The sequence below is a fragment of the Candidatus Profftella armatura (Diaphorina cf. continua) genome (assembly GCF_016593155.1).
GTDB classification, from domain to species: Bacteria; Pseudomonadota; Gammaproteobacteria; order Burkholderiales; family Burkholderiaceae; genus Profftella; species Profftella armatura_A.
This window is the reverse complement of sequence record NZ_AP023215.1, coordinates 358,560-385,186: the sequence shown is the minus strand read 5'-3', so window position 1 is coordinate 385,186 and position 26,627 is coordinate 358,560. Positions and strand designations below refer to the sequence as shown.

The 26,627-nt window shown below is 23.7% G+C and carries 26 protein-coding genes and 4 tRNA genes; 16 read left to right on the top strand and 14 right to left on the bottom strand.

Going from position 1 to position 26,627, the window contains the following annotated elements; translation table 11 throughout:
• Positions 1–380 precede the first annotated feature (380 nt).
• The 3 genes from dnaE (at position 381) to orn (ending at position 6,930) form a co-directional block, all read left to right on the top strand.
• A complete protein-coding gene (gene dnaE, locus JIC14_RS01620; protein ID WP_201329700.1) occupies positions 381–3,833 on the top strand; it encodes a DNA polymerase III subunit alpha in 3,453 nt (1,150 codons plus the stop codon).
• A 1,049-nt stretch (positions 3,834–4,882) separates the two neighbouring features.
• Positions 4,883–6,346 carry a metalloprotease TldD gene (gene tldD, locus JIC14_RS01615; RefSeq protein WP_425305466.1) on the top strand — a complete coding sequence of 488 codons (1,464 nt, stop codon included), beginning with the start codon at positions 4,883–4,885 and terminating at the stop codon, positions 6,344–6,346.
• Between the two features lie 29 nt (positions 6,347–6,375).
• Positions 6,376–6,930 (top strand): oligoribonuclease, encoded by a 555-nt coding sequence (gene orn, locus JIC14_RS01610; protein WP_201329699.1) that lies wholly within the window; start codon positions 6,376–6,378, stop codon positions 6,928–6,930.
• Between the two features lie 43 nt (positions 6,931–6,973).
• Here orn and erpA read toward each other — a convergent pair whose 3' ends face one another.
• Positions 6,974–7,330, bottom strand: a complete 357-nt coding sequence (erpA, locus tag JIC14_RS01605) for an iron-sulfur cluster insertion protein ErpA (protein WP_201329698.1) — start codon at positions 7,328–7,330, stop codon at positions 6,974–6,976.
• Positions 7,331–7,645: 315 nt separating this feature from the next.
• Here erpA and JIC14_RS01600 point away from each other — a divergent pair, with 315 nt between their 5' ends.
• On the top strand, positions 7,646–9,040 hold the full coding sequence (locus tag JIC14_RS01600; protein ID WP_201329697.1) for a DEAD/DEAH box helicase: 1,395 nt from the start codon (positions 7,646–7,648) through the stop codon (positions 9,038–9,040).
• Between the two features lie 76 nt (positions 9,041–9,116).
• Here JIC14_RS01600 and rpmF read toward each other — a convergent pair whose 3' ends face one another.
• The 3 genes from rpmF to rsxB all read right to left on the bottom strand — a co-directional run bounded on the left by rpmF (position 9,117) and on the right by rsxB (position 10,469).
• Complete coding sequence (rpmF, locus tag JIC14_RS01595) at positions 9,117–9,302, bottom strand: 50S ribosomal protein L32 (RefSeq protein WP_201329696.1); 186 nt, start codon at positions 9,300–9,302, stop codon at positions 9,117–9,119.
• 15 nt (positions 9,303–9,317) lie between these two features.
• On the bottom strand, positions 9,318–9,488 hold the full coding sequence (locus tag JIC14_RS01590) for a zinc-finger domain-containing protein (RefSeq protein WP_201329695.1): 171 nt from the start codon (positions 9,486–9,488) through the stop codon (positions 9,318–9,320).
• A 351-nt stretch (positions 9,489–9,839) separates the two neighbouring features.
• Positions 9,840–10,469, bottom strand: a complete 630-nt coding sequence (gene rsxB, locus JIC14_RS01585) for an electron transport complex subunit RsxB (RefSeq protein ID WP_201329694.1) — start codon at positions 10,467–10,469, stop codon at positions 9,840–9,842.
• A gap of 328 nt (positions 10,470–10,797) precedes the next feature.
• Here rsxB and JIC14_RS01580 point away from each other — a divergent pair.
• Positions 10,798–10,874 (top strand) — tRNA-Met (locus JIC14_RS01580).
• A gap of 17 nt (positions 10,875–10,891) precedes the next feature.
• On the opposite strand, the gene JIC14_RS01575 is transcribed toward JIC14_RS01580, so the two are convergent.
• Together JIC14_RS01575 and JIC14_RS01570 are read right to left on the bottom strand one after the other, a co-directional pair.
• Positions 10,892–12,661: a glutamine--tRNA ligase/YqeY domain fusion protein gene (locus JIC14_RS01575; RefSeq protein WP_201329693.1), complete on the bottom strand. Its 1,770-nt coding sequence runs from the start codon at positions 12,659–12,661 to the stop codon at positions 10,892–10,894.
• 124 nt (positions 12,662–12,785) lie between these two features.
• Entirely contained in the window at positions 12,786–13,061 is a 276-nt protein-coding gene (locus JIC14_RS01570; RefSeq protein ID WP_236584491.1) for a hypothetical protein, read from the bottom strand.
• A 175-nt stretch (positions 13,062–13,236) separates the two neighbouring features.
• On the opposite strand from JIC14_RS01570, the gene rplM reads away from it, so the two are divergent.
• Both rplM and rpsI read left to right on the top strand, forming a co-directional pair.
• Positions 13,237–13,668: a 50S ribosomal protein L13 gene (rplM, locus tag JIC14_RS01565; RefSeq protein WP_201329692.1), complete on the top strand. Its 432-nt coding sequence runs from the start codon at positions 13,237–13,239 to the stop codon at positions 13,666–13,668.
• A gap of 3 nt (positions 13,669–13,671) precedes the next feature.
• Positions 13,672–14,079 carry a 30S ribosomal protein S9 gene (rpsI, locus tag JIC14_RS01560; RefSeq protein WP_201329691.1) on the top strand — a complete coding sequence of 136 codons (408 nt, stop codon included), beginning with the start codon at positions 13,672–13,674 and terminating at the stop codon, positions 14,077–14,079.
• Between the two features lie 202 nt (positions 14,080–14,281).
• On the opposite strand, the gene dcd is transcribed toward rpsI, so the two are convergent.
• On the bottom strand, positions 14,282–14,848 hold the full coding sequence (dcd, locus tag JIC14_RS01555) for a dCTP deaminase (protein WP_201329690.1): 567 nt from the start codon (positions 14,846–14,848) through the stop codon (positions 14,282–14,284).
• A 144-nt stretch (positions 14,849–14,992) separates the two neighbouring features.
• Here dcd and JIC14_RS01550 point away from each other — a divergent pair.
• Positions 14,993–15,066: transfer RNA gene (locus tag JIC14_RS01550), tRNA-Arg, on the top strand.
• Between the two features lie 680 nt (positions 15,067–15,746).
• Here the strand turns inward: JIC14_RS01550 and JIC14_RS01545 are convergent.
• Positions 15,747–15,929 (bottom strand): hypothetical protein, encoded by a 183-nt coding sequence (locus JIC14_RS01545; RefSeq protein WP_201329689.1) that lies wholly within the window; start codon positions 15,927–15,929, stop codon positions 15,747–15,749.
• Between the two features lie 414 nt (positions 15,930–16,343).
• Between JIC14_RS01545 and JIC14_RS01540 the strand changes: the two genes are divergently transcribed.
• The 3 genes from JIC14_RS01540 (at position 16,344) to JIC14_RS01530 (ending at position 18,485) form a co-directional block, all read left to right on the top strand.
• Positions 16,344–17,312, top strand: coding sequence for an RluA family pseudouridine synthase (locus tag JIC14_RS01540; protein WP_201329688.1), 969 nt, complete (start codon positions 16,344–16,346; stop codon positions 17,310–17,312).
• 41 nt (positions 17,313–17,353) lie between these two features.
• Positions 17,354–18,340, top strand: a complete 987-nt coding sequence (locus tag JIC14_RS01535; RefSeq protein ID WP_201329687.1) for a S49 family peptidase — start codon at positions 17,354–17,356, stop codon at positions 18,338–18,340.
• A 71-nt stretch (positions 18,341–18,411) separates the two neighbouring features.
• Positions 18,412–18,485, top strand: a tRNA-Pro gene (locus JIC14_RS01530).
• A 523-nt stretch (positions 18,486–19,008) separates the two neighbouring features.
• Here JIC14_RS01530 and JIC14_RS01525 read toward each other — a convergent pair.
• Together JIC14_RS01525 and JIC14_RS01520 are read right to left on the bottom strand one after the other, a co-directional pair.
• Complete coding sequence (locus JIC14_RS01525) at positions 19,009–19,947, bottom strand: electron transfer flavoprotein subunit alpha/FixB family protein (protein ID WP_201329686.1); 939 nt, start codon at positions 19,945–19,947, stop codon at positions 19,009–19,011.
• A 21-nt stretch (positions 19,948–19,968) separates the two neighbouring features.
• Positions 19,969–20,721 (bottom strand): electron transfer flavoprotein subunit beta/FixA family protein, encoded by a 753-nt coding sequence (locus tag JIC14_RS01520; protein ID WP_201329685.1) that lies wholly within the window; start codon positions 20,719–20,721, stop codon positions 19,969–19,971.
• 220 nt (positions 20,722–20,941) lie between these two features.
• Here JIC14_RS01520 and JIC14_RS02065 point away from each other — a divergent pair, with 220 nt between their 5' ends.
• From JIC14_RS02065 to JIC14_RS02125, 3 genes are all read left to right on the top strand, one after another.
• A complete protein-coding gene (locus tag JIC14_RS02065; RefSeq protein WP_269090017.1) occupies positions 20,942–21,064 on the top strand; it encodes a hypothetical protein in 123 nt (40 codons plus the stop codon).
• 176 nt (positions 21,065–21,240) lie between these two features.
• Positions 21,241–21,525: a zinc-binding dehydrogenase gene (locus JIC14_RS01515; protein WP_201329684.1), complete on the top strand. Its 285-nt coding sequence runs from the start codon at positions 21,241–21,243 to the stop codon at positions 21,523–21,525.
• A 254-nt stretch (positions 21,526–21,779) separates the two neighbouring features.
• Positions 21,780–21,881 (top strand): hypothetical protein, encoded by a 102-nt coding sequence (locus JIC14_RS02125; protein ID WP_201329960.1) that lies wholly within the window; start codon positions 21,780–21,782, stop codon positions 21,879–21,881.
• 50 nt (positions 21,882–21,931) lie between these two features.
• Here the strand turns inward: JIC14_RS02125 and JIC14_RS01505 are convergent.
• Positions 21,932–22,018, bottom strand: a tRNA-Leu gene (locus tag JIC14_RS01505).
• Between the two features lie 87 nt (positions 22,019–22,105).
• On the opposite strand from JIC14_RS01505, the gene rlmB reads away from it, so the two are divergent.
• Both rlmB and rpiA read left to right on the top strand, forming a co-directional pair.
• Entirely contained in the window at positions 22,106–22,846 is a 741-nt protein-coding gene (rlmB, locus tag JIC14_RS01500) for a 23S rRNA (guanosine(2251)-2'-O)-methyltransferase RlmB (RefSeq protein WP_201329959.1), read from the top strand.
• A 375-nt stretch (positions 22,847–23,221) separates the two neighbouring features.
• The gene (rpiA, locus tag JIC14_RS01495) at positions 23,222–23,896 is read left to right on the top strand and encodes a ribose-5-phosphate isomerase RpiA (protein WP_201329683.1); all 675 of its coding nucleotides are present in this window, start codon (positions 23,222–23,224) and stop codon (positions 23,894–23,896) included.
• Positions 23,897–23,921: 25 nt separating this feature from the next.
• Here rpiA and JIC14_RS01490 read toward each other — a convergent pair whose 3' ends face one another.
• The 3 genes from JIC14_RS01490 to JIC14_RS01480 form a co-directional block, all read right to left on the bottom strand.
• Complete coding sequence (locus JIC14_RS01490; protein ID WP_201329682.1) at positions 23,922–24,158, bottom strand: oxidative damage protection protein; 237 nt, start codon at positions 24,156–24,158, stop codon at positions 23,922–23,924.
• A gap of 79 nt (positions 24,159–24,237) precedes the next feature.
• Positions 24,238–25,671 (bottom strand): tRNA lysidine(34) synthetase TilS, encoded by a 1,434-nt coding sequence (gene tilS, locus JIC14_RS01485; RefSeq protein WP_201329681.1) that lies wholly within the window; start codon positions 25,669–25,671, stop codon positions 24,238–24,240.
• Positions 25,640–26,608, bottom strand: coding sequence for an acetyl-CoA carboxylase carboxyltransferase subunit alpha (locus JIC14_RS01480; RefSeq protein WP_201329680.1), 969 nt, complete (start codon positions 26,606–26,608; stop codon positions 25,640–25,642). Before JIC14_RS01480 ends, tilS begins: the two co-directional genes overlap by 32 nt.
• Positions 26,609–26,627 lie beyond the last annotated feature (19 nt).

Genomic DNA, 26,627 nt, shown 5'->3' with positions numbered 1-26,627 from the left:
AAGTTTTATATAATTTCACTTTTAATTTTAATTATATCTATTTATAAATCTAATTATAAATATAAAATTATCTATTTAGTAATAATTTGTTTAAATAATAATAATTTATTTAAGGCTATAATTTTTAAAAATAAACTATCATCAAATTAATAATTTATACTAAATTGCTTAATAATATTGTTAATTAAAAAAATTTAATTATAATTACATTTTTTAAAAAATATTACAATTAATTAATAAATAAAATTTATTATTATTTTAACTATATAAGAAAAAAAATATTTTTTTAAAATTAAATTAATTTAATAACTATTATAGTTAATAAATTCTTAATTTAAATTATACATAAAATAACTTACAAATTTAATATAAAATATAAAATGATTCCTCAATTTATTCATCTTCGTCTTCATTCTGAATACTCAATTATTGATGGATTAGTAAGAATTAATGATGCAATAGAAGCCGCCGCAAATGATTATCAACCAGCTTTAGCAATTACTGATTTATCTAATTTATTCGGTGTGATAAAATTTTATAAAGCAGCTTATAATAAGGGTATTAAGCCAATAATTGGTTGTGATGTTTGGATTACTAACGAAATTGAAAATAAAAAACCTAGTCGTTTATTATTACTTGTTAAAAATAATAATGGTTATTTACAATTATGTGAATTATTATCAAAAGCATATATAGAAAATATAAATTATGGTCGCGCTGAAATTCGTATAGAATGGTTAGAAAAAAATAAATATAAAAACGGCTTAATAGCTTTATCTGGGGCTCATTTTGGAGATATTGGAATTGCTATTCAAAATGGTAGAAATGATATTGCAGAAAATTTTGCACGTCGTTGGTCTAAAATTTTTCCAGATAATTTTTATATTGAAATTCAAAGAATTAAACAACCTAATATGAATTTTCAAATTCAACAATTAATTAATATTGCATCTATAATTAATTTACCTATAGTTGCTACACATCCAATTCAATTTTTAAAAAAAAAAGAATTTTTAGCTCATGAAATTCGTACATGTATCGCAGAAGGAGAAATTTTATCCAATACTAAACGTATAAAAAAATTTACTAAAGAACAAAACTTTAAAACTCAATCTGAAATGATTAAGTTATTTTCTGATATTCCTAATGCAATACAAAATACTATAGAAATTGCTAAACGTTGTAATTTAAAACTACAATTTGGTAAACTAAAATTACCTAAATTTCCAACACCAAAAAATATAAATATTAATGATTTTTTAATTTCCAAATCTAAACATGGTTTAAAAAAACGTTTATTAAATTTATATAAAAATCCTGAAATATATGAACGTGAAAAATTACGTTACAACAAGCGTCTTCAATTTGAAATTAAAACTATTATTAAAATGGGTTTTTCTGGATATTTTTTAATTGTTTCGGATTTTATTGAATGGGCAAAAAATAATTTTATTCCAGTTGGACCGGGTCGGGGATCAGGCGCTAGTTCTTTAGTTGCTTATTCTTTATCAATTACTGATATAGATCCACTTTCTTATAATTTACTCTTTGAGCGATTTTTAAACCCAGATCGAATATCTATGCCAGATTTTGATATTGATTTTTGTCAAGAAGGCCGTGATCGTGTAATACAATATGTTAAAAACCGATACGGTAAAGATTCAGTTTCTCAAATTGTAACTTTTGGTACAATGGCCGCAAAAGGAGCGATACGTGATGTTGGTCGTGTTCTTGATTTTAGATATAGTTTTTGCGATAGTATTTCAAAATTAATTCCATTTAAACCAGGAAAATTAATGACTTTATCTAATGCTATAAAAGAAGAACCCCAGCTAGCAGAACGAATCAAAAATGAAGAAGAAGTTAAACAATTAATTGAATTAGCACAACAAGTAGAAGGTATTATTAGAAATGTAGGCATGCATGCAGGAGGAGTTTTAATTGCGCCAAGTAAATTAATTAATTTTTGTCCTTTATATAAACAAGAAGGAATGACTGGGATAATTTCTCAATATGATAAAGATGATATTGAAGAAATAGGGCTTATTAAATTTGATTTTTTAGGTTTAACTACTTTATCTATTCTTGATAAAACTATTTATTTTATAAAAAAAATAAATCCAAAAATGACTGATTTTAGTTTAAATAAATTACCATTAAATGATAAAAATACATATAATCTTTTAAAAAAAGCAAATACTGTTGCTGTTTTTCAACTTGAAAGTCAGGGTATGAAAAATATGTTAAAAGAAGCGAAACCAGATCATTTTGAAGAAATTATTGCTTTAATTTCTTTATATAGACCAGGTCCAATGGATTTAATAAAAGATTTTTGTAAAAGAAAACATGGTGAATATTTTAACTACCCAGATCCTCGTACTAAACATGTTTTATCTGAAACTTATGGTATAATGGTATATCAAGAACAAGTAATGCAAATTGCTCAAATACTTGGAGGTTATTCATTAGGGCAGGCGGATTTATTAAGAAGAGCAATAGGAAAAAAGAAAACATTAGAAATGATAGAACATCGTAAATTTTTTAAAAATGGCGCTATAAAACATGGATTAAGTGAATATAAAGCTAATGAAATTTTTAATGAAATAGAAAAATTTGCTGGATATGGTTTTAATAAATCTCATGCTACTGCTTATGCTTTATTATCATATTATACGGCATATCTAAAAACACATTATTCTTCTTATTTTATGGCTGCAAATTTATCTCTTTCAATGGATGATACAAATAAAATTAAAATTCTTGTAAAAGATGCAATTAAAATTTGCGGTTTAAATATTTTGCCTCCTAATATTAATTTATCAAAATATTATTTTTTTCCAATAATTGAATCAAATGGAAAAAATAAAAATATACGTTATGGTTTAGGCGCAATTAAAGGAACCGGAAAAAGCACAATTGAAGCCATTGTTGCTGAAAGAAAATTTGGCTTATTTACTAATTTATTTGATTTTACTAAAAGAATTGATAAACGCTATATAAATCGTCGTATTATTAATTCCCTTATACATTCAGGTGCATTTGATTGCTTTAATGAAAAACGATATATACTTGTAGCATCCATTAATGTAGCATTAAAAAATGCTGAAAAAACTAAAAAATTTATAAATCAATTAAGTTTATTTAATAATGATGACAATCATAATCTAAAAGAGTATTTAAATTATATAAAAATACCTTCTTGGAGTAGAAAACAAGAACTTATAGAAGAAAAAAAAGTTTTAGGTTTTTGTTTATCTGAGCATATGTTTTGTATTTATGAAACTGAAATTCGCCAATTTATACCTATTTATTTATCAGAATTAAAGCCTACATATTCATGTATTACGGTATCAGGTATTATTACTGAACTTAAATTAAAAAATACTTATCGGGGAAAAATATTAATTATTACTATAGATGATAATAGTAATTCTGTTGAAGCAATAATTAATAATCAATTATATGAAAAAAATAAAATTATTCTAAAGGAGAATGAATTATTAATAATATCGGGTAAAGTATTAAAGGATCATTTTTCAAAAAATATACGAATTAATGCTGAAAAAATTTTTGATATTAATTTGGCGCGAATTATATATGGAAAACAATTTTCTGTTATGTTTAAAAAAACATTTGATATCGTCATTTTAAAAAAAATTTTATTAAACTTTAAATGTAAAAATGGTTTACCTTTTGTGTTATATTATTGTGTAAATAAAAGTATAAAATATGAAATAAAATGGCCATTAAATTGGAAGGTACAACCAGTTGATGATTTAAAATTAGATCTTATTAATATAGGATTATATAACGCAACAGTTGAATATTTTTAATTACAATAATAATGTTTTAATTACAATAATAATTAATATTTTTACTATTTTAATCCAATCATTTAAAAGGATAAAAAATTATTTATAATACTCAAAATAAATCTATATTATTAACTAATTTTATTAAAAAAATTCTTATATTTATCATTTAAAAATTTTGAATTGTTATATAGTATTGTTTTAAAAGGTTAATTATCTGATATAGAACTAGCTGCCTTTTATTAAAAATGAAAATTAAAGGAGAATCAATTAAGGAAATTGGTGGTTTTTTTCAAGATAATTAAATCTTTATTTATTCCTTTAGAAATTCCTTTTATAAATATGCCCAATTATTATTTCTAATTATAATAACTTATGACATTTTATTAATATAATATCACTATTATCTTTATTATTAAATAGAGAAAAAATACCAATTTTTATTCATGGAATAAAAAAACTTTGAACAAATAACTACTTATGAAATTCTAAAAAAAACTAGGATGTTTTTTATGTTTCCTTTAAAGAAAAAGCAATAAATATTTAAAATTAAAACGCTTAGTTTTTATAGATATTAGTATTTTAAATTATACGTCTAGTATTCTAATTCATCTTATTTATTAATTAAGATTATTAATACCCGTTAAGATACATTTTTAATACAAAGAACAGAGGAAAAAAGAAAAAGTTAACAAAATACGTATAATTCTTAAAAAATAATACATTGGTTTCATGATAATAAATATATTCAACTCGCAAAAAAAAATCAAGAAATATCTATACTTTCCCAAAAAATAATAATATTAATAATACTATATCTTAAATACTATATCTTAGTCCGCATAGATTAGATAATAAGCATCCTATTCCTTCTATATAATAAGCATCCTATTCCTTCTATGATAATTAATCGAGTTAAAAATTGTATTTTAATTTTCCATACACTAAATTCATAATATAGGAATACTATAATATAATTAATGTTAAAATTAAAATTTAAAAAAATGAATATAAAATATATATTTTAAGTTAATATAATATTATTTTTAATACAGGAAAATTTAATAATTATGATTAATATAATAGAAAAAAATATAAATCCTCTTCATATTGCTCGTAATATTTTATTAGAACCATTTGATTTAGATGAAAAAATATTACTAAAAATGTTAGGAAATATGTTTAAAAATAAAGTTGATTATGCTGATTTTTATTTTCAATTCACAAAAAATGAAAACTGGATTTTAGAAGAAGGAATTGTTAAAACCGGAAATTTTTCCATTAATCAAGGAGTTGGTATACGCGCTGTTTCTGGTGATAAAATTGCTTTTTCTTATTCTGATGAAATTTCTAAAAATACATTAATTAATGCCGTTAAATCAACTAGAGCTATTGCAAATCAAGGTAATGGAAAAATAAAAATTATTAATAATATTAAAAAAATAAAAACTCATTCCTTATATGAATCTATTAATCCAATATCATCAATAAATATACGAGAAAAAATTAAATTATTAGAAGATGTTGAAAGAATAGCGCGCTTAAAAGATCCTCGTGTAATAAAAGTAATAGCTAATTTATCCGGAGAATATGATGTTATATTAATAACACGAAATGATGGTTTGATTGTAGCTGATATACGTCCTTTAGTACAATTATTCGTTACAATTATTGTAGAGCAAAATGGTAGAAAAGAAATAGGTAATAGTGGTTGCGGAGGGCGCTATAATTATAATTATTTTACTGATATAATTTTGGAAAAATGCGTATCTAATTCAGTGAATTCAGCTTTAATTAATTTAGAGGCTAAACCAGCTCCAGCTGGTATAATGAAAGTAGTATTAGGTCCCGGGTGGCCCGGAATTTTATTACATGAAGCCATTGGACATGGGTTAGAAGGAGATTTTAATAGAAAGGGATCTAGTACTTTTTCTAATTGTATTGGTAAGTGTATAGCATCTAAAGAAATTACTGTAGTTGATGATGGTACTATAGCAAATAGACGCGGCTCTATTAATATAGATGATGAAGGAACTCCCACTCAATGTACTACTCTTATTGAAAACGGTATCTTAAAAGGATATATGCAAGATATTATGAATGCACGTCTTATGAATATGTCTATTACTGGTAACGCAAGAAGAGAATCTTTTGCTCACATGCCAATACCAAGAATGACTAATACATACATGTTAAATGGAAAATTTCATCCAGAAGAAATTATTACATCTGTTGAAAATGGTTTATATGCCACTAATTTTAGTGGAGGACAAGTAGATATTACAAATGGAAAATTTGTATTTTCTGCTAGTGAAGCTTATATAATTAAAAATGGTAAGATAACTTATCCAATTAAAGGGGCAACATTAATTGGTAATGGACCAAATATTTTAAAAAAAGTTTCGATGATTGGTAATGATATGAAATTAGATCCTGGAATTGGTGTATGCGGAAAATATGGGCAAATAGTTCCAGTTGGAGTTGGTCAACCTACTTTAAAAATTGATTCTATGACCGTAGGAGGAACTAATTAATTATTTATAATTAATTAGTATTTACAATAATGAACAATTTTCAATATAATTCGCTTAATTTAATATGGGTTGATATGGAAATGACTGGATTACATCCAAATAAGGATCGTATAATAGAAATTGCTGTTTTAGTAACTGATTCTCAGCTTAATATATTAGCTCAAGCTCCAGTTTATGTAATTCATCAATCTGAATCTATTATGAATAACATGGATAACTGGAATAAAGGTATACATAAACGTTCTGGATTAATTGAACGAGTAAAAAAATCAACTATTACAGAACCAGAGGCAGAATTTGAATTAATTAATTTTCTTAAAAAATATGTACCATATGGTAAATCACCAATGTCAGGAAACACTATTTGTCAAGATCGTCGTTTTATGGCTTATAATATGCCAAAATTAGAATCTTTTTTTCATTATCGTAATTTAGATATATCCACATTAAAAGAATTATGCATGAGATGGAAACCAGAATTAGTATCTGGTTTTAAAAAAAAACAAGCTCATACAGCATTAACCGATATAATTGAATCAGTTGAAGAATTAAAATATTACAGAAAACATTTTATTAAAATATGATTACAAAAAATAATATTTTCTAATTTTTCGCTAAAATTAATTACTATTTATACGTAGAAAAAGATGATCCACAACCACAGGTAGTTATTGCATTTGGATTTTTAATTATAAACTTAGATCCATCTAAATCATCTTTATAATCTATTTCAGATCCTATTAAATATTGATAACTTACTGAATCAATTAATAATTGAATTCCATTTTTTTCAAAAATCGTATCATCTTTATTTGTGTATTCATCAAACACAAATCCATATTGAAAACCAGAACAACCGCCCCCTTGAATAAACACTCGTAACTTTAAATTTAAATTACCTTTTTTTTTAATCAATTGACTAACTTTTTTTATAGCACCCTCAGTAAGAGTAATAAAAATATTATTTTTTATATTTTCGTTCATTTATAATTAATTCCTTAATTAAATATTTAATATATTGCTAAAAATTACACTACCTATTAAAATAAATATCACTTCCTTTGCTTATAATATTTAATTATAATATATTAAAATTACAAAAAATATTCTTTAATAAAATTTATATATACACAGATTAATTTTATCATAGAAATATAATTCATTATATTTAATTACAAATAATTTAAAAATACCTAAAAACTCAAAAATATATTTTATAAAATATAATGAAAAATAATTTAAAGTAATAATAAATATAATAAAATAAAAGAAATAATGATTTTGAAAAGAAAGAAATATATGAATTTTAAATCCATTGGTTTACACGAGTTAGTTCTTAAAGCGCTTATTAAAGTTGGTTATACTAAACCCACGGGAGTACAAGAACAAACAATTCCTGCAGCCATTTCTGGTAGAGATTTAATAGTGTCATCACAAACGGGTTCCGGAAAAACTGCAGCATTTATATTGCCGGCATTACATAAATTTGCATCTTCTAAAAATAAAATTCCTGTTATTAAAAGAAATTTAAATCAAAATAATAATAAAATTACCTATATTCACAACAAACGATTACGATTTAAACCCGCTCAACCAAGGATGTTAGTATTAACACCAACTCGAGAGCTTGCATTACAAGTAACTGCAGCTACTGAACGATATGGTTTATATATGAAAAAAATTAAAGCGATTTCAATTCTAGGTGGAATGCCGTACCCGAAACAAATGCAATTACTATCTAAAAATCCTGAAATTTTATTAGCAACACCCGGTCGTTTAATAGATCATATGAATTCTGGAAAAATAAATTTTTCTCATCTTCAAATTTTAGTTTTAGATGAAGCGGATCGTATGCTTGATATGGGATTTATTAATGATATTGAAAAAATTGTTGATGCTACCCCAATAACACGACAAACTATGTTATTTTCAGCTACACTTGATGGTATTGTTGGTAATATGGCGAAAAATATTACTAAAAATCCATTAATTTTAAAAGTAAATAGCGTTGAAAAAAAACAAAAAAACATTACACAAAGCATTTTATTTGTTGATGATGTTTTACATAAAAATCGTTTACTAGATTATTTATTGCGCGATAAAAAAATTGGTCAAGCTGTTATTTTTACTGCTACTAAACGTGATGCTGATATTATTGCGGATCGTCTTAATATTTCTGGCTTTTTAGCTGCGCCATTACATGGGAATTTACATCAAGGAGCACGCAATCGTACCCTAGAAAACCTTCGCAGAGGAAAAATTAAAATTTTAGTTGCCACTGATGTTGCAGCTAGAGGAATTGACGTTCCCGCAATAACACATGTATTTAATTATGATTTACCAAAATTTCCAGAAGATTATGTTCATCGTATTGGTCGAACTGGTCGCGCAGGACGTAATGGATTTGCTGTATCATTAGTAAATCATACGGAAAGTATGAATATTAAAAAAATTGAACGATTTACAAAACAACAAATTCCAATTGAAATAATTAATGGATTTGAACCAAAAAAAACAATTAAAACTTATTATTCTCGTTATCGTTTTAATAATAATTTGAAAACACATAATACTAATAAAAGAAATACTACTAAACGATTTTCTAAACAAATTTTTAATAAAAAAACAAATATATCTTCCTCTAGAAAAAATAGTTTTAGTTATTATAATCGTCATTCATGCAGAAATAATTAATTTATTTTAAAAATTATTTTTTATATTTTAATTTGGTACTTTTTATAAATACTTTTATTTCATTATATAAAAAGTATCATGATTTACAGTTTTTATTTTTTAAAATTTTTTTTCCCCTATAAAACCCATTAGGGCTAATATGATGATATAAATGTTTTTCACCAGTTGTAATATCTATTGAAATAGAAGGTTCAAATAAAAAACTATGAGAACGACGCATACCTCTTTTTGAGGGAGTTTTTTTACTTTTTTGAACAGCCATATTAATTAATTCCTTTTAATATTTATTAAAATCTAATTTATATTTAGTATTACAATATGGACATTGCGCATATCCATTTTTATCTATAAAAAGAAATACTTTAGGATGAGACGACCAGAGAATCATATCTTTATGTGGACAAAATATTGGTAAATTTTCAGCATGAATTTCTATAATAGTATTCAAATAATATACTCATTTATATCTTAGTTAAAAAATATTTTTAATTCGTACAATTTTTTTATTTAACTCACTTATATTTTTAAATTTATACTTACTAAATCTTGTATTAAATAATTAATATGCGTATATCAACCGTTATAGTTAATTTATTGAATATAATATTTAAAATTACATTAACGGTTTTAAGTCCGACTCCAGGTAAAAATTCTAATTCTTTTTTTGTGAAAAGTATTTCATTATTATATTTCAGTACAATATATATTTAAGTTCTGTAATTGGATTTGGATTATTAGCTCTTAATCAATTAAAAATCATGATACGTTTTTTTTGATTCATAATTACAAAATTATTTTTTTAATTTTTTTTATTTTTTAATGCCTCTATTCTTTTCATAGCACTTTCAATTAAATATTTTTGATCTTCTCTGTTATTTTTTTTAAATTGTATAGTTACTTTTTTTAATTTTTCATAATTTTCTTTTTTTTCACGAAATATACGCTTTTTACGAAAATAATATCTTTTACGCGCATTATCAGCTTGTTTTTGAGACCAAGCATCCCACCCTGTGCGACCCGGGGTAACTTCAATCATAAAAATACAATTAACCGGACATTTTTTAATACAAAGATCACAACCAGTACATAATTTAGAAAAAATAGTATGCATATGTTTAGCTGCCCCAATAATGGCGTCTACAGGACAAGACTGAATACATAATGTACATCCAATACATTTTTTTTCTTGAATAACAGCACAGAAGCGTGATTTCTCATTTCCATTTATAGGATTCAATGGAATTATTGGTTTATTTAAGTATTTAGCTAATTTAATAATTCCTTGACGCCCCCCGGGTGGGCATTGATTATAATTTGCGCTTCCATTAGCAATTGCTTCCGCATATTGTCTACACCCTGGATATCCACATTTAGTGCATTGTGTTTGGGGTAATAAATTTTCTATATTATCAGCATGTAAAAATGACACAAGAATATTTAAACTATAAGGTTATAAGAAATAAATTATTTTTCATTTTAAGGTTTTTTATTTTAAATATCAATTAAAATATAATAAATATAATAATTACAAAAATAATTAATAATAATTATAAAAATAATTACAGACGTAGTAATATAATATAATTTTCGATATATAATTATATTATATTTAAAAAAATATTTAAATTATATTTTCTAAATTAAATTACATAGTAATTTAATTTTTTACAAAATTTAAAAATTAAAAATTTTGTAAAATTTTTAAAAATATAAAATTTGCATATTTTATATACATAAGTTAAAATAATCCTAACTTAAGCGGGATGGAGCAGTTTGGTAGCTCGTCGGGCTCATAACCCGAAGGTCGTAGGTTCAAATCCTACTCCCGCAACCAATTTACAAAACCCTACATTATTTTTTCCAATAATTTTTTAAAGAAACTGATTGATTAAAAATTAATTTATTATCAGTTGAATCAATATCATCCAATATAAAATATCCATGACGTTCAAATTGAGCATAATTTTTAGGAAAAATAAATTTTATATTTGGCTCTAAATAAGCAGAAACTACTTTTTTTGAATTCGGATTAATTAATAATTTAAAATCTTTATCATTTACTATATTTGGATAAGGGTTTATAAAAAGTCTATTATATAAACGCACCTCAATAGATAATGCATGATCTTTACTAATCCAATGAATATTTCCTTTAACTTTATAATTTGATGAAAATTTAGTTCCACTTTTACTATCTGGAAAATATTTACAATATACTTCTATAACTTCATTATTTTTATTTTTTTTAAATCCAGTACATTCAATTACATAACCATAACGTAGTCGCACACGATTTCCAGAATTATTTCCGATAGGTGGGTATAAGCGAAAATATTCTTTAGTTGGGATTTCCATGAAATCATCTCTTTCAATCCATAAAATCTTTGAGATTGGAAAGTATCTTAATTTTTTTTTATATTGAGTATGTTTATATGAAAATACCGAGGCAACGCACTCAATTTCCTGATTATCTAAAAAATTACTAATAATTAATTTAATTGGATTTAATACCGCCATAATTCTTGGAGTCTTAATATCCAAGTCATCACGCAATGCTTGTTCTAATATTTCTATATTAATCCAACTATCAGATTTAGAAACGCCAATACGTTTACAAAATAATTTAATTGATTCAGGGGTATAACCTCTACGACGCATACCAATTAAAGTTGGCATTCTAGGGTCATCCCATCCATCAACAATTTTTTTTTCTAATAATTTTAATAACTTACGTTTACTAGTAATTGTATAAGTTAAATTTAATCTCGAAAATTCATATTGTTTTGGAAAAGGTCTTGTAATAAAATTAGTTTTATCAAGTTTATTTAATATCCATTCATAAAAAGGTCGATGATCTTGAAATTCTAATGTACAAATTGAGTGAGTGATATTTTCAATTGCATCTGAAATTGGATGTGCATAATCATACATTGGATAAATACACCAAGTATTATTAGTTCTATAATGATTTACATGTCGGATACGATAAATAATAGGATCACGCATATTAATATTTTTTGATTTCATATTTATTTTTACCCTTAAAACATGCGTACCATCTTTAAATTCCCCAGATCTCATTCTTCTAAATAAATTTAATGACTCAGAGGGTAATCGATTATAAAATGGTGAATTACGACCCGGATCATATAAACTTCCGCGATTAATACATATTTCTTCAGTGCTCTGACTGTCTACATAAGCATTTCCAGAAATAATTAAATATTCAGCTATTTGATATAATATATCAAAATAATCACTAGCATAATAAATTCGTTTTTTTACCTTATCCCAATTAAAATCTAACCATTTAATTGTTTTAATAATAGAATTAACATATTCTTGATTCTCTTTTAATGGATTAGTATCATCAAATCGTAAATTACATAAACCATTATAGTTATAAGCAAGCTCAAAATTAATAAAAATTGATTTAGCATGCCCAATATGAAGATAACCATTTGGCTCTGGTGAAAAACGCGTTATTACTTTTGGTAATTTATTTCCATATTTATCATATCTATTATTAAAAGTCTTTTTAGTAATATCTTTTTCAATAATATTTTTGAGAAAATTTTTATTAATTAATGAAACAGAAGAAGTTTTTATTTTTTTATTCACGAGTTTTCTAAATATAATTATAATATTTTGTTTAATTTAAATTAATAACTATTCTAAATTATAGAATAGTTATTTAAAATATAAATTTACTTTATAGTAACTTTATAATAAATTATCAATAATTTCAAAAATATATGTTAATTTTTCGGTTTTTTAACATAAAAGATTCTGAACAATATTTTTCAAATAATAATTTAATAGCATTTTCTAATAAATTAGACTTTAATTTAAATTCAATAATAATAAAATGAAAATGAATTTTTATAAATACCTTTAGATATTTTGATACTCCATTACCAACAATATCATTTCTATTGGTCTTGATACTAAGTTTTCCCCCTTCTGAAACACCATACATTATCATGAGATGACCAAAATTTGTTTCTTCCAAAAAAGACATAAAATATACTCATCCAACATATTATATATTCCATAAAAATTTTTTTACGATTAAATTAATTATTTTATATTATATTTCCACAAAAATCTTTTATAATATTAATGTACTTTAATATAAAAATTATTAATATAAAATTTTTTAAAAATAAAAAAATTTATACTTTTATTATAAAATAATGCAAAAAACTTTCTCCGCAAAAAATCATAAAATTAATAGAATTTGGTTTTTAATAGATGCTAAAAATAAAATTTTAGGACGCATTGCTACTGAAATAGCGGTTCGTTTAAGAGGAAAACATAAAACAGAATATACACCTCATATCGATACAGGTGATTTTATAATAGTTATAAATACAAGTAAATTACGCGTAACAGGAAAAAAAGAAATTAAAAAAATATATTATCGCCATACAGGGTACCCTGGAGGGATTCGTAAAATTAATTTTTTAAAAATGCAAGAACATTTTCCTGGTCGTGTACTTCAAAAAGCAGTTAAAGGTATGTTACCAAAGGGTCCTTTGGGTTATTCCATGTTTAAAAAACTTAAAATATATGGGGATTCTAATCATCCTCACTCCGCTCAAAAACCTCAATTATTGAATTTTTAAAAAATGAATATAATTAGCAGTAGTGTTTATTATAAATATGGAACAGGTCGTCGTAAAAGCGCTGTATCTCGTGTTTTTATGAAAATTGGATCCGGTAAAATTACTATAAATAGAAAACCAGCGGATAAATATTTTTCAAGAAAAACTGGTTTAATGGTAATTTTTCAACCATTAGAATTAACAAAACACACAAAAACTTTTGATATTAAAATAAATGTTCGTGGAGGAGGGGAATCCGGACAAGCTGGAGCAGTAAGACATGGTATTACACGCGCATTAGTTAATTATGATTTAAATTTAAAATCATCTTTATCAAAAGCCGGTTTTGTTATTAGAGATTCCCGTGAAGTAGAAAGAAAAAAAGTTGGATTAAGAAAAGCTCGTCGAGCAAGACAATTTTCTAAGCGATAAATTTAATAATAAAAATTTCATATTAATTAAATTTAATTTCGTAAAAATTTATGGCATTTCTACTAAATATATATATAAATTTTATTTATTTAAAAAATATATTCATATTTTAGTAGAAAATGCCTCATGTATTAAATTAAATTTAATTATTAATAATATTTATAAAAATATAATTTAAATAAATTTTTAAAATATTTTAAAATTAAATTTTTGGTAAATTTATTCCGGTTTGACCTTGATACTTACCATCTCTATCTTTATAAGAAACCTTACATGTTTCGTCGCTTTCAAAAAATAATACTTGCGCACAACCTTCTTCAGAATAAATTTTAGCAGGCAAAGGCGTTGTATTAGAAAACTCTAATGTTACATAACCCTCCCACTCTGGTTCAAATGGTGTTACATTTACAATAATTCCACAACGAGCATATGTTGATTTTCCAATACACATAGTCAATATTTTACGTGGAATACGAAAGTATTCTATAGTACGAGCTAAAACAAAAGAATTTGGAGGAATAATACATACATCACCAATAAAATCAACAAATAATTTATTATCAAAATTTTTTGGATCAATAATTGTTGAATTAATATTTGTAAAAATTTTAAATTCATTTGCGCAACGAATATCGTACCCATATGAAGAAATTCCGTAGGAAACAATTTTACGAGAATTAACTTCTCTGACTTGATGAGGAACAAAAGGCTCTATCATACCATGATATTTAGCCATATTGTGAATCCAATTATCTGATTTAATTGTCATTTTAATAATAAAAGTTATATGAATAAATAATTTTTAGTTTATTTTATAAAAAATAAAATATTTACTTTTAATTTTTATTAAGTAAATTAAATAATTTTTAATTTATTTTTAATATGCTAAAATAAGAAAGTTAAAGATAATCATGCGGCTGTAGCTCAGTTGGATAGAGTACTTGGCTACGAACCAAGAGGTCGTAGGTTCGATTCCTGCCAGCCGCACTAATTATATAATAATATTAAACATATCTAAAATAACTATAATTTTTACTATAATTTTTATCTAGATAAATTTTCTAAACTAAAATAAGCTCATCAATTTTTGGTATATAATTTATACCATTACAAAATACCTAATCGCATATTGATAATACAATGGTATTGTATAAATTTTAGAGTTGTAAATATAGCTTTTTGAATAAATATTTTTTTATTTTTTTTATTAATCAAAATTAAAAAATTGTGTATTAATTTATTAAAATTTTATTATTATATCTCTCAAAATTCAATAACCTCAATTATTATTTTCATTTAATTTTTCTAATAATATACGTAAATCAAAATATACAAATTGATTTTTCATATCACAATAATAATATATAAAATACACATTTTAAAATTTTACTAAAATATACTGAAAAAGAAAATAATGTTTCTATTTTAGTAAAAATACCAATATTACTAAAAAATTGATCTGTAGTTTGCTAATAATATATTCATCATTAATATAAAAATTTTTTTGATGCGGTTTTTTTAGAAACAATAAAAATTTTACTAATATTCTACGCTAATAAAATATTAGGTTTTTTGTTTCTAAATAAAAGTATAAAGATTAATTATTTTTTTAAATATAATTTTTATTATAACTTACGAATGATCTTGTACTCTCAATTAATCTAACTTTATTTATCTAATGAAGATATAATATCTTCCATAATAATAAGAAAGGAACCATCATGAAATTTTATATTATGTCTTAATTTAAATTCGCATATAGTTATATTCATTATCTTCCATGATTCCATTAATCCTAATATTAAATTTTCATTAACATCTATATGAATCAATGAATTAAATAAATACATAAACATTTCTACATTAAAATTTATATTACTAAAATATCAATATTGATATATCCGAAAATCAATTAACACGAAACTCTTATGAAATAATTTTGTTGGAAAAACTAATAAAAGTCATTAAAATAAAAAATATACTAATAATACAGATAATTTATGTATTAAAAAAATATTTTTAAAAAAAATATTAAATATCAAAAAACTGAAAAAGAATATAGTATGAAATATATTAAAAATTAATATAATTTACCTATTCACAAGTTATCAAAAACTTTATATTTATAATATTAAATTTAATTTAATAAAAACTATTATAAATAAACTATCTTAATAAAATTCAACTTAAATATTAAGAATAAATTTTAATTTATAATATATTAAAATTAAATTTAATGATATATTAAAAATTTTAAAATATAAATGAATATTCTTAAATTAAATAATAATATTAAATCATCAATATCAATACAAAAATTTACTACTCTTGAAGAAAATGCCGGGCAAAGAATTGATAATTTTTTATTACGTGTTTGTCGTAAAGTTCCTAGAAGTCATATTTATAAAATTTTACGATCTGGTGAGGTGTATATCAATAAAAACCGTATTAATCAAACTTATCGTTTAAAAAAAAATGATATTATAGAAATATCACGTCCAATAAAAATTGAAAAAAAAATAGTAAATAAAATTGTTAATATAAAATTTAAAATATTATTAGAAGATAATTATTTACTTATAATTGAAAAACCTTCTGGTATTGCTGTTCACGGAGGATCTGGTATTAGTTGGGGTGTTATAGAGCAATTAAGAATATTAAGACCAAAATCTAAATTTTTAGAATTAGTACATCGCTTAGATCGTGATACTTCTGGTATATTATTATTAGCTAAAAAAAGAACTGCTTTAATTAATCTTCATGAACAAATACGATCCGGTTATATTGATAAACGCTATTTAGTATTAGTAAATGGAAATTGGATTAATAAGCGTCAACATATTAAATATTCACTTTATAAATATATTTCTAAAGATGGAAATAGACGAGTAACAGTCACAGAACATGGAGGAAAAGCATCTCATACAATTTTTTCTTTAAAGTGTCATTATGGAAAAAAATACACACTATTAGAAGCAGAATTAAAAACTGGACGTACTCATCAAATACGAGTTCACTTATCAAAAATTGGTTTTTCTGTTGTTGGAGATAATAAATATGGTAATTTTTTTTTAAATAAAAACTTAAAAAAATCAACACATTATTTTAATAGAATGTTTCTTCATGCTTCTCAAATTACCTTTTTTCACCCAGAAGATAGAAAAATCATAAAATTAAAATCATCATTACCATTAGAATGTAAAAAATTTTTAAAAAATTTAATAAAAAAATAAAATTTTTTATTTTTATAAACAAAATAAATATAAATCAAAAAATGGATAACGAAAAAAAATTAAAAATAAAATCAAATTTATCTCAAATAAATAAAAATAATTGGGAAAAAGATACATTAAAAAAAATAGCAATGCTTAATATTCGTCAACAACAATCAAAACATCGTTGGGGAATTTTTTTTAAAATATCTTCTTTTATGCTAATAATATATATTATTTTTAATATACTTTATTGCTCTAATAATAAAGTAAAAATTAAACATACTGCCTTAATAGATATTAAAAATATAATTCAACCAGATACATATAGTTCTGCTGAAAGAATAATACCGGCATTAAATAAAGCTTTTTCTTCCAATAATTCTGTGGGAATTATATTGCGTATAAATAGCCCAGGAGGAACTCCAGTACAAGCTAGTCTTATTTATGATGAAATAATGCGTTTAAAAAAAATATATCCGAATAAACCATTATATGCAGTAGTAGAAGAAATTTGTACATCTGGAAGTTATTATATTGCTTCTGCGGCAAATAAAATTTATGTTAATAAATCTAGTATTGTTGGGTCAATTGGAGTATTAATGGATAATTTTGGTTTTACGGGATTAATGAATAAATTAGGAATTGAAAGAAGATTATTAATATCTGGTAAAAATAAGGGTATATTAGATCCATTTAGTCCGCTTGACTTTAAACAAAAAAAATATATTGAAAAAATATTACATGATATTCATAAACAGTTTATAGATTCTGTATATACTGGTAGAGGAAATCGATTAAAAAAAGTTCCAGATCTTTTTTCTGGTATATTTTGGACTGGTAGTAGAGCTATTGAACTTGGTTTAGTTGATGATTATGGAACAATTTTCAGTGTTGCTAATAACGTTTTAAAAGAAAAAAAAATTATTAATTATACTAAAACAGATAATTTTTCTGAAAAATTTTTTAAAAAATTTGGTATATCTATAGGTACTGGATTAGGAAATGCAATATTAGGAATTAAAAATAATAAAATACAATTATATTAATTATTTTAAAAAATAAATTATATTTTAAATATTGACAAATATAATATAAATAAGTAATATTATTAAAATGACGGAGTGTAGCGCAGTCTGGTAGCGCATCTGGTTTGGGACCAGAGGGTCCTAGGTTCGAATCCTAGTACTCCGATAATAAAATATTATTTAATTTATTATATGAAAGTATTATATTCTTTTTATATTCTTTAATTCCTAATATGATATTACTTTAATTAAAAAATTTTATAGATATAGTATTTTTTACTAAAAATTTAACCAAAATAAATTAAATAAAATTATAGTAAAAAATATCTAAAGCGATCTTAATTTGTTACCCTAAAGAAAAATTAACTCAAATTCTCAAGGAAGAAATATTTGAATATGGTTGTTATAATATTAAAAAACATCAAATACTTTTGTAAAGTAGTTTAGTATAATTTTATCAAAAAAAATTGTTATCAACCATAGACTTCAGAAAGATTTGCGAACGAATTTATGGTTCTTATTGAAAATACAATTTTTATATAAAACAACCAATTATTCGATATAAAAATATAAATGCACATGATACGAATTAAAAATTCTACAATTTTATATAAAAAAAGATTTTAATGATACATTATTTTCTATTACTAAGAAATTTGAATAAAAATAATATTTTATTTTTTAAATTTTTAAGTTAAATACTTTATAAATTTTGGTATAATTTCAAATAAATCCCCAACTAAACCATAATCAGATATATCAAAAATAGGCGCATCTTTATCTTGATTAATAGCAACTATTATTTTAGAATCTTTCATTCCAGATAAATGTTGAATAGCACCAGAAATACCTATAGCAATATATAATTGTGGTGCTACAATTTTTCCAGTTTGTCCAACTTGAAAATTATTTGATATATAACCAGCATCAACTGCTGCTCGCGATGCTCCTATAGCAGCATTAAGTTTATCAGCAAGTTCCTCAAGAATTTTAAAATTTTTAGATGAACCCAGTCCTCTTCCTCCAGCAATAACAATTTTTGCCGAAGTTAATTCTGGGCGTTTTGATTTTATTAATTCTCTAGATATAAAAATTGATGCAGTATTACTAAAATAATTAATTTTTGAAATTATCTCAATAATAGCTTTATTTCCTTCTTTTTTTGCGGCAACAAAACTAGTGGTACGAACAGTAATTACTTTTATTATATCTGTAGATTGAACAGTAGCTATAATACTTCCGGCATATATTGGTCTTTCAAAGGTATTTGAGTTACAAACTTTAGTAATTTCAGAAATTTGCATTACATCTAATAACGCAGCTACACGAGGTAAAATATTTTTTCCATATATAGTTGCAGGAGCTAATATATGACTGTAATTAGAAGCTATAACTGATATTTGTGTTGCTATATTTTCAGGTAGCTTATTGGAAAAACATAACGAATCAACTAATAAAATTTTTTTTATATTATTGACTTTTTTTGCATCAAGTATTACTTTTTCAATATTATACCCAATAATTAATATATGAATTTCATTGCTACATAAAGTTGCAGCGGTAACAGTATTTAATGTACTTATTTTAAGATAAGAATTATCATGTTCTGCAATTACAAGTGCCGGCATAATTTAAAAGACCTTAAAAAATTATATAATTTTAGCTTCATTTTTTAATTTATCAATTAATTCAATAACATTTTTTACTTTTACGCCTAAATTATTTTTATGCGATTCTTTTACTTTTATAATCTTCAGTCCTGTTTTGATATTAACATTTAATTCATCTATTTTAAATATATTAATGTTTTTTTTCCTGGCTTTTATAATATTCATTAATGTAACATAACGAGGTTCATTCATTCTTAAGTCAGTGGTTATTATAGCCGGTAAAGATAATAAAATTTTTTCCTTGCCATATTCAATTTCTTGAGTAACTATAATTTTATTATTTTTTTTTAGAAAAATTTGAGATACAAAAGTTGCTTGTGGCCAATTAAGTAATGCTGCTAACATTTGACCTGTTTGATTATTATCATTATCAATTGCTTGTTTTCCAAGAATAATTAATTGTGGATTTTCTTTTTTTACAATAACTTTAAGTAATTTCGCTACCGATAAAGATTGTAATGCTATATCTGTTTCAATTAAAATCGAACGATCAACACCCATTGCCATAGCTATTTGTAATATTTCTTTACATTTTTTATTACCACAAGATACCGCAATTACTTCTTTTGCTTTACCGGATTCACGTAAACGTATCGCTGCTTCAATTGCTATTTCATCAAATGGATTTATTGACATTTTAATATTACTAATATCAACATTAGTATAATCTGGTTTTATATGAACTTTCGTATTATAATCAACCACTCTTTTAATTGGTACTAATATTTTCATTTCCATCCTTATATAGTTAAATTTGAAACATAAAAAATTTTATATGATAATCAGATTATCTGTAAAAATTTTTATAATATTATTATGATTTAATTATTAATTTTTATAATATAGATATTATTTTTTCAAAAAATTATGTATAAAAATATTCTTTCATAAATATTTGGTAATTTTAAAAATGTATTATATAAAACACTGTAATGGCAAAAGCGCTAATTTCATGCGATTATCTCAATCAAAAATACCAACATTAAAAAATGGAGAAGTTTTAATTGAAGTATATTCTGCAGGTGTTAATAGACCTGATATTCTTCAACGTTCCGGACAATATCTGCGCCATTAAATGCATCAAAAATATTAGGTTTAGAAGTATCTGGCATAATAATTGATAAATCTTCTGATGTAATAGAATTTAAAATTAGTTATAAAATATGTGCACTTACCCCGGGAGGTGGTTATGCAACATATTGTACTTGTTCGGCTTTACATTGTTTACCAATTCCAAAAAATTTAAACATGATGGAGGCTGCAGCGCTTCTAGAAAATTATCTTACTGTTTGGGATAACCTTTTTAATCGTGGAAATTTAAAAAAAAATAAAACATTACTTGTTCATGGAGGAACGAGTGGGATAGGAATTACTGCCCTACAATTAGCAAAAAAATTTGGAGCGCATGTAATTACTACTATTGGTAGTTATAAAAAATATATTTTTTATAAAAAAATAGGAATTGATTTGGTAATTAATTATAAAAAAAATGATTTTTTAAAAAAAATTAAAACTAATAATAAAAAAAATATATAAATGTTATTTTAGATATAATTGAAGGAAATTATATCGATAAAAATATTAAATTATTAGCATTAGAAGGACGCTTAATTCAAATTGGTTTTATGAAAAATAGTATAGCTAAAATTAATGCCATGCCCTATTATGATTAAGAGATTAATATTTACTAGATCTACCCTGCGTTCCCGTACAATTACGGAAAAATCAAAAATTTGCAAAGAAATTAAAAAAAATATGGAAAATTTTAAAAAAAAGAACGATGTAAACCAATAATTTATAAAGTTTTTCCTCTTTCTAAAGCTAGTGCAGCACATTTACTTATAGAAAGTAGCGCGCATATAGGAAAAATTTTATTAAAAATTAAAAATTAAAACAATTATACTTTATAATATTTACTTAATTTTTTATATCAATTTTATTTTACCCAAGGGGGGAATTGAACCCCCAATATCTTTTTTGAAAAACATAGTCCTGAACTATGCGCGTCTACCAATTTCGCCACATGGGTAAATAAAATTTTTATTATTAACATTGTACATTAAAATTAATATCTAGACTAATTTTAACATTAAAATATATTTTTAAAAATATGTATATAAAAGAAAAAATAATATTTGGTTTTCATGCAATAAATTCAAAAATTATTCAAGACGCATCTTCAATAAAAACATTATATATTGATATTTCACGGAATGATAATCGAATGAAAAATATAATTACAAATGCAAAATCTGCTAATGTTCATATAATTTCAATAAATAATAAAAAATTATTTCACATAGCAAAAACACATAATCATCAAGGAGTAGTCGCTAAAATTAAAGAATTTTCTTTTAAGAGAAATCTTTATAAATTATTAGACTCTATCAAGGAGCCATTATTGCTATTAATACTTGATGAAATTACTGATCCTCATAATTTAGGAGCATGTTTACGTGTTGCAGATGGAGCTGGATCACACGCAATTATTGCTACTAAAAATAATTCAGTTGGTTTAAACGCGACAGTGGCTAAAGTTTCCAGTGGAGCAATTGAAACAATACCATATTTTACTGTTACTAATTTATCTAATACCCTACGTAAATTAAAGGAACGTAATATTTATTTAATTGGTACCAGTAATAAATCAAAAAAAAGTTTATATAATACTAATTTTTCTACTTCCTCGGCTATCATTATGGGATCAGAAAAAAAAGGACTTCGTCGCTTAACAAAAAAAAATTGTGATATATTAATTAATATTCCCATGTTTGGATTAATAGAAAGTTTAAATGTTTCAGTTGCTTCTGGTATAATTTTATTTGAAGCACGTCGCCAAAGAATGATTAATATTTAATTTAAAAATATATTAAATTTATCTCTTAATTCGTCCTGGGGCTAAAATTGAAAAACGAGTATTTATTGATTATGATTTTGGCATAGTCATTAAAAAAACAGCTGAAATTACTAATAATTCTATAATTTTATACAATTTATTATTAAGGGGTAATACTTGGTAAATTATCACTTATAAAAATCGTAAAATCACCAGTATTAAGATATGGTTTTTATTATATTAAGCGGAAACATAAGTTTTTAAGTAGTTTTTTTAATACTTTTATTAAAATAAGTTCTACCCGAAGCAACAGCAATCGGAAATCCAGCATGGATTATAATTAAAAAAATATTAAAAATAAAAATTTTAAAAAATAAAATATAATTTCTTATAAAAATGGAAACAGAAAAAATAAAAAAAATGATTGCGAATTATGCAATTAATTATATTCTCAATAACGATTATATTGGAATCGGAAGCGGATCAACTATTAATTTTTTAATTGATGAACTAAAAAAAATAAGTTACTCCATAAAAGGTGCAGTTGCTTCATCAAGAGCAACTGCAAAAAAATTATATAAAAATGGTATTAATGTAATTGAATTAAATCAAGTATATCATTTACCTCTATATATAGATAGTGCAGATGAAATTAATGAAAATGGAATAATGATTAAAGGCGGAAAAGGAGCATTAACTCGAGAAAAAATTATCGCCTCAGTATCTGAAAAAATAATTTGCATAGCAGAAGAATCAAAATTAGTAAAATATTTAGGCAATACATGCCCATTACCAATTGAGGTAATTCCAATGGCAAGCTCATCTATTTCGCGTAAATTAATCAAATTAGGAGGAAATCCAAATTTACGCCTTAAAAATGGAAAACCATTTATAACTGATAATTTTTGTTTTATTGTTGATGTAACGGGATTAAAAATTATTAATCCTATATATCTTGAAAAAACTATTAATCAAATTCCGGGTGTAGTTACAGTTGGTTTATTTGCCATTAGAAAAGCAGATATTTGCTTACTCGGATTAAGAAATAATGTAAAAAAATTATTATTTTAATAAATAAAATTTATTTAATATAAATTCATTTATCATTAAAAAAATAATATTTCATTTGATTAATTAAATATTTTCTATGACCAGCCTCAGAAAGATTTAAACGATTTTCATTAATTAATATAGTTTGATACTTTAACCATGAAGACCAAGCTTTTCTTGAAACATTTTTCCATATTTTTTTTCCTATTTCCCCTGGAAATGGAGGAGAATCTAATCCTTCTTCTTTACAATTTAATTTAATACAATTCACAATATATTTCATAATTTTTATTTTTAATATTTAAAAAATATTTTTTATATTATTATAGAGGATATTTATATATATTTAAAAATAATAATATTTAAGTATCTAAATCAATCCAATGTAAACGAATACGCTCACCTTTATTTGTTTGATATACATAATTTATTCCAATACCAGCTGCATATAGTATATTATCAAAATTAAATATAGTATTATTAATCTTTTGAACATAAATAATTGGTAAATTAAAACGATTCCATGGAGGAATACTCATTTCTCTATAATAATTTTTAATATTTTTATTGTAACTATTCTTTGTTAATTTCAATCGTTCTTTTCCTGTTTTACTTTTAATTAATAAAAGTTGTTTTCTTAACCAGAGTACATTTATTCCAATTTCACCACCAGTAACCGGATAAAAATATAAAATTCCATTAAAATTAGAAAATATTATTTTTGATTCGTTATTCCAAATAAATAATTGATTTACATTTTTATTTATATTTTTACTCACCTTTTCTTTTATTAAACAAAACAATTGATTACGATAGCTTTTTATATGATATTGTGCGTGCATTATAGATATTTTTTTATGATGATTATTTTCTAAAATTTGATTATATAACTTATTTAACCAAATTGCAGATGGTTTTTTTTTATTATATTTATTAAGCCAATAACGTAATAAATTTTTTACACGATCAGAATCAAATTTTTTTATCATTCGAATATCAAGAGATTTTTCTTTCAAACATACTTTAAGATCCTTTTCTGCTAATAAAGTTAATAATTTTTCCGCAGATTGTGCATGATACGCAAATTGTGAAAATCTTTTTTGAAATCCAGGAAATAATTTTTTTAACAAAGGCATAACATATAATCTTAATATATTTCTTGTATAACGAATATTATTATTTGATTCATCTTGTAAATAACTAAGAGAATGAAGTTTTGCATAATGTATAATCTCATGGCGCGAACAATATAATAAAGGACGTATAAGAACAATATTAGAATTATTTAATAAAGATAATTTATTATTAATAGCATATATTCCAGATACTCCAGAAATACCACTTCCACGTAATAATTTTAATAAAACTGTTTCCGCTTGATCATCCTGATTATGTCCAGTTAATAAATATTTTATATTATATTTTTGACACAATTCTTTTAATGCATGATATCTTTTTATTCTTGCATTTTCTTCAATATTTTTTTTATATGAAAATAAATCAATTTTAAATGAGTGAAATATAATTTTTTTATATATTTCACATGTCTTTTTACAGTGAATTAACCATTTATCTGAAAATGAACTTAATCCATGATTAATGTGAAAAACATAAAATTGAATTTTATAATTACAAAAAAGAGTAAAAGCAAGATCAAGTAATACAGATGAATCAATTCCCCCGCTATAAGCTAAAGCAATTTTAGAATTATCTGATAAAAATGATATATCAAAAATATTCAAAAATTTTTTTAACATCACTTCTTCACACAAAATTAATTTTTTTAAATCTTCCATAATTCATTAATTTATTATAACGTATATTTAATAAGTCTTGAATTTTTATATTTTTCAACTGATTTAATGTATCAAATAATGTATTTTTAAGTATATTAGACATTAATTTAATATCACGATGTGCTCCTCCCATAGGCTCATTTATGATTTTATTAATTAATCCAATTGATTTTAATCTATCAGCTGTCAATCCTAATGCATCAGCTGCATCAACAGCACGTTTTGAAGTTTTCCAAAGAATAGATGCGCAACCCTCTGGGGAAATAACAGAATAAATTGCGTATTGTAACATTAAAGTTATATCACTAACAGCAATTGCTAACGCCCCCCCCGACCCTCCTTCACCAATAATTGTAGTAATTAATGGTACTTTTAATTTTGTCATTACATAAATACTACGCCCAATAGCCTCAGATTGTCCTCTTTCTTCGGCATCTATTCCTGGAAACGCGCCAGGTGTATCAACAAAAGTAAAAATAGGTAAATTAAATTTTTCAGCGATATGCATTAATCTTACTGCCTTACGATAACCTTCCGGTTTGGTCATACCAAAATTACGCATTATACGTTCGTTAATATTTCTTCCTTTTTGATGACCAATTACCATACAAGATTCTCCATTAATACGAGCAAGAACACCAATAATTGATAAATCATCACCATAATTACGATCACCATGTAATTCATGAATATCAGTAAATATTTCACGAATATAATCTAATGTATATGGTCTTTTAGGATGGCGAGCAATTTGAGAAATTTGCCATGGAGTTAATTTGGAATAAATCTCCTCAGTTAATCTCTTACATTTTTTTACTAAATTATTAATTTCTTTTGAGGTATCAATATTAGAATGATATTTTAAAAAACGTAATTTTTCTATTTTTTTTTCTAATTTAATAATTGGTTCCTCAAAATTTAAAAATATATTTTTCATTTCATTATCCAAGTACAAA

Bases quoted from the DNA above. Each gene is read 5' to 3' on its own strand.
- JIC14_RS01570 (WP_236584491.1), bottom strand. From the start codon at position 13,061: ATGTCTTTTTTGGAAGAAACAAATTTTGGTCATCTCATGATAATGTAT.
- JIC14_RS01535 (WP_201329687.1), top strand. From the start codon at position 17,354: ATGGATAACGAAAAAAAATTAAAAATAAAATCAAATTTATCTCAAATA.
- JIC14_RS01480 (WP_201329680.1), bottom strand. From the start codon at position 26,608: ATGAAAAATATATTTTTAAATTTTGAGGAACCAATTATTAAATTAGAA.
- dcd (WP_201329690.1), bottom strand. From the start codon at position 14,848: ATGACAATTAAATCAGATAATTGGATTCACAATATGGCTAAATATCAT.
- tldD (WP_425305466.1), top strand. From the start codon at position 4,883: ATGATTAATATAATAGAAAAAAATATAAATCCTCTTCATATTGCTCGT.
- orn (WP_201329699.1), top strand. From the start codon at position 6,376: ATGAACAATTTTCAATATAATTCGCTTAATTTAATATGGGTTGATATG.
- JIC14_RS01540 (WP_201329688.1), top strand. From the start codon at position 16,344: ATGAATATTCTTAAATTAAATAATAATATTAAATCATCAATATCAATA.
- JIC14_RS01600 (WP_201329697.1), top strand. From the start codon at position 7,646: ATGAATTTTAAATCCATTGGTTTACACGAGTTAGTTCTTAAAGCGCTT.
- rpmF (WP_201329696.1), bottom strand. From the start codon at position 9,302: ATGGCTGTTCAAAAAAGTAAAAAAACTCCCTCAAAAAGAGGTATGCGT.
- tilS (WP_201329681.1), bottom strand. From the start codon at position 25,671: ATGGAAGATTTAAAAAAATTAATTTTGTGTGAAGAAGTGATGTTAAAA.
- rpiA (WP_201329683.1), top strand. From the start codon at position 23,222: ATGGAAACAGAAAAAATAAAAAAAATGATTGCGAATTATGCAATTAAT.
- JIC14_RS02065 (WP_269090017.1), top strand. From the start codon at position 20,942: ATGCGATTATCTCAATCAAAAATACCAACATTAAAAAATGGAGAAGTT.
- JIC14_RS01545 (WP_201329689.1), bottom strand. From the start codon at position 15,929: ATGTATTTATTTAATTCATTGATTCATATAGATGTTAATGAAAATTTA.
- JIC14_RS01520 (WP_201329685.1), bottom strand. From the start codon at position 20,721: ATGAAAATATTAGTACCAATTAAAAGAGTGGTTGATTATAATACGAAA.
- rpsI (WP_201329691.1), top strand. From the start codon at position 13,672: ATGAATATAATTAGCAGTAGTGTTTATTATAAATATGGAACAGGTCGT.
- rplM (WP_201329692.1), top strand. From the start codon at position 13,237: ATGCAAAAAACTTTCTCCGCAAAAAATCATAAAATTAATAGAATTTGG.
- JIC14_RS01490 (WP_201329682.1), bottom strand. From the start codon at position 24,158: ATGAAATATATTGTGAATTGTATTAAATTAAATTGTAAAGAAGAAGGA.
- JIC14_RS01525 (WP_201329686.1), bottom strand. From the start codon at position 19,947: ATGCCGGCACTTGTAATTGCAGAACATGATAATTCTTATCTTAAAATA.
- erpA (WP_201329698.1), bottom strand. From the start codon at position 7,330: ATGAACGAAAATATAAAAAATAATATTTTTATTACTCTTACTGAGGGT.
- dnaE (WP_201329700.1), top strand. From the start codon at position 381: ATGATTCCTCAATTTATTCATCTTCGTCTTCATTCTGAATACTCAATT.
- JIC14_RS01515 (WP_201329684.1), top strand. From the start codon at position 21,241: ATGGAGGCTGCAGCGCTTCTAGAAAATTATCTTACTGTTTGGGATAAC.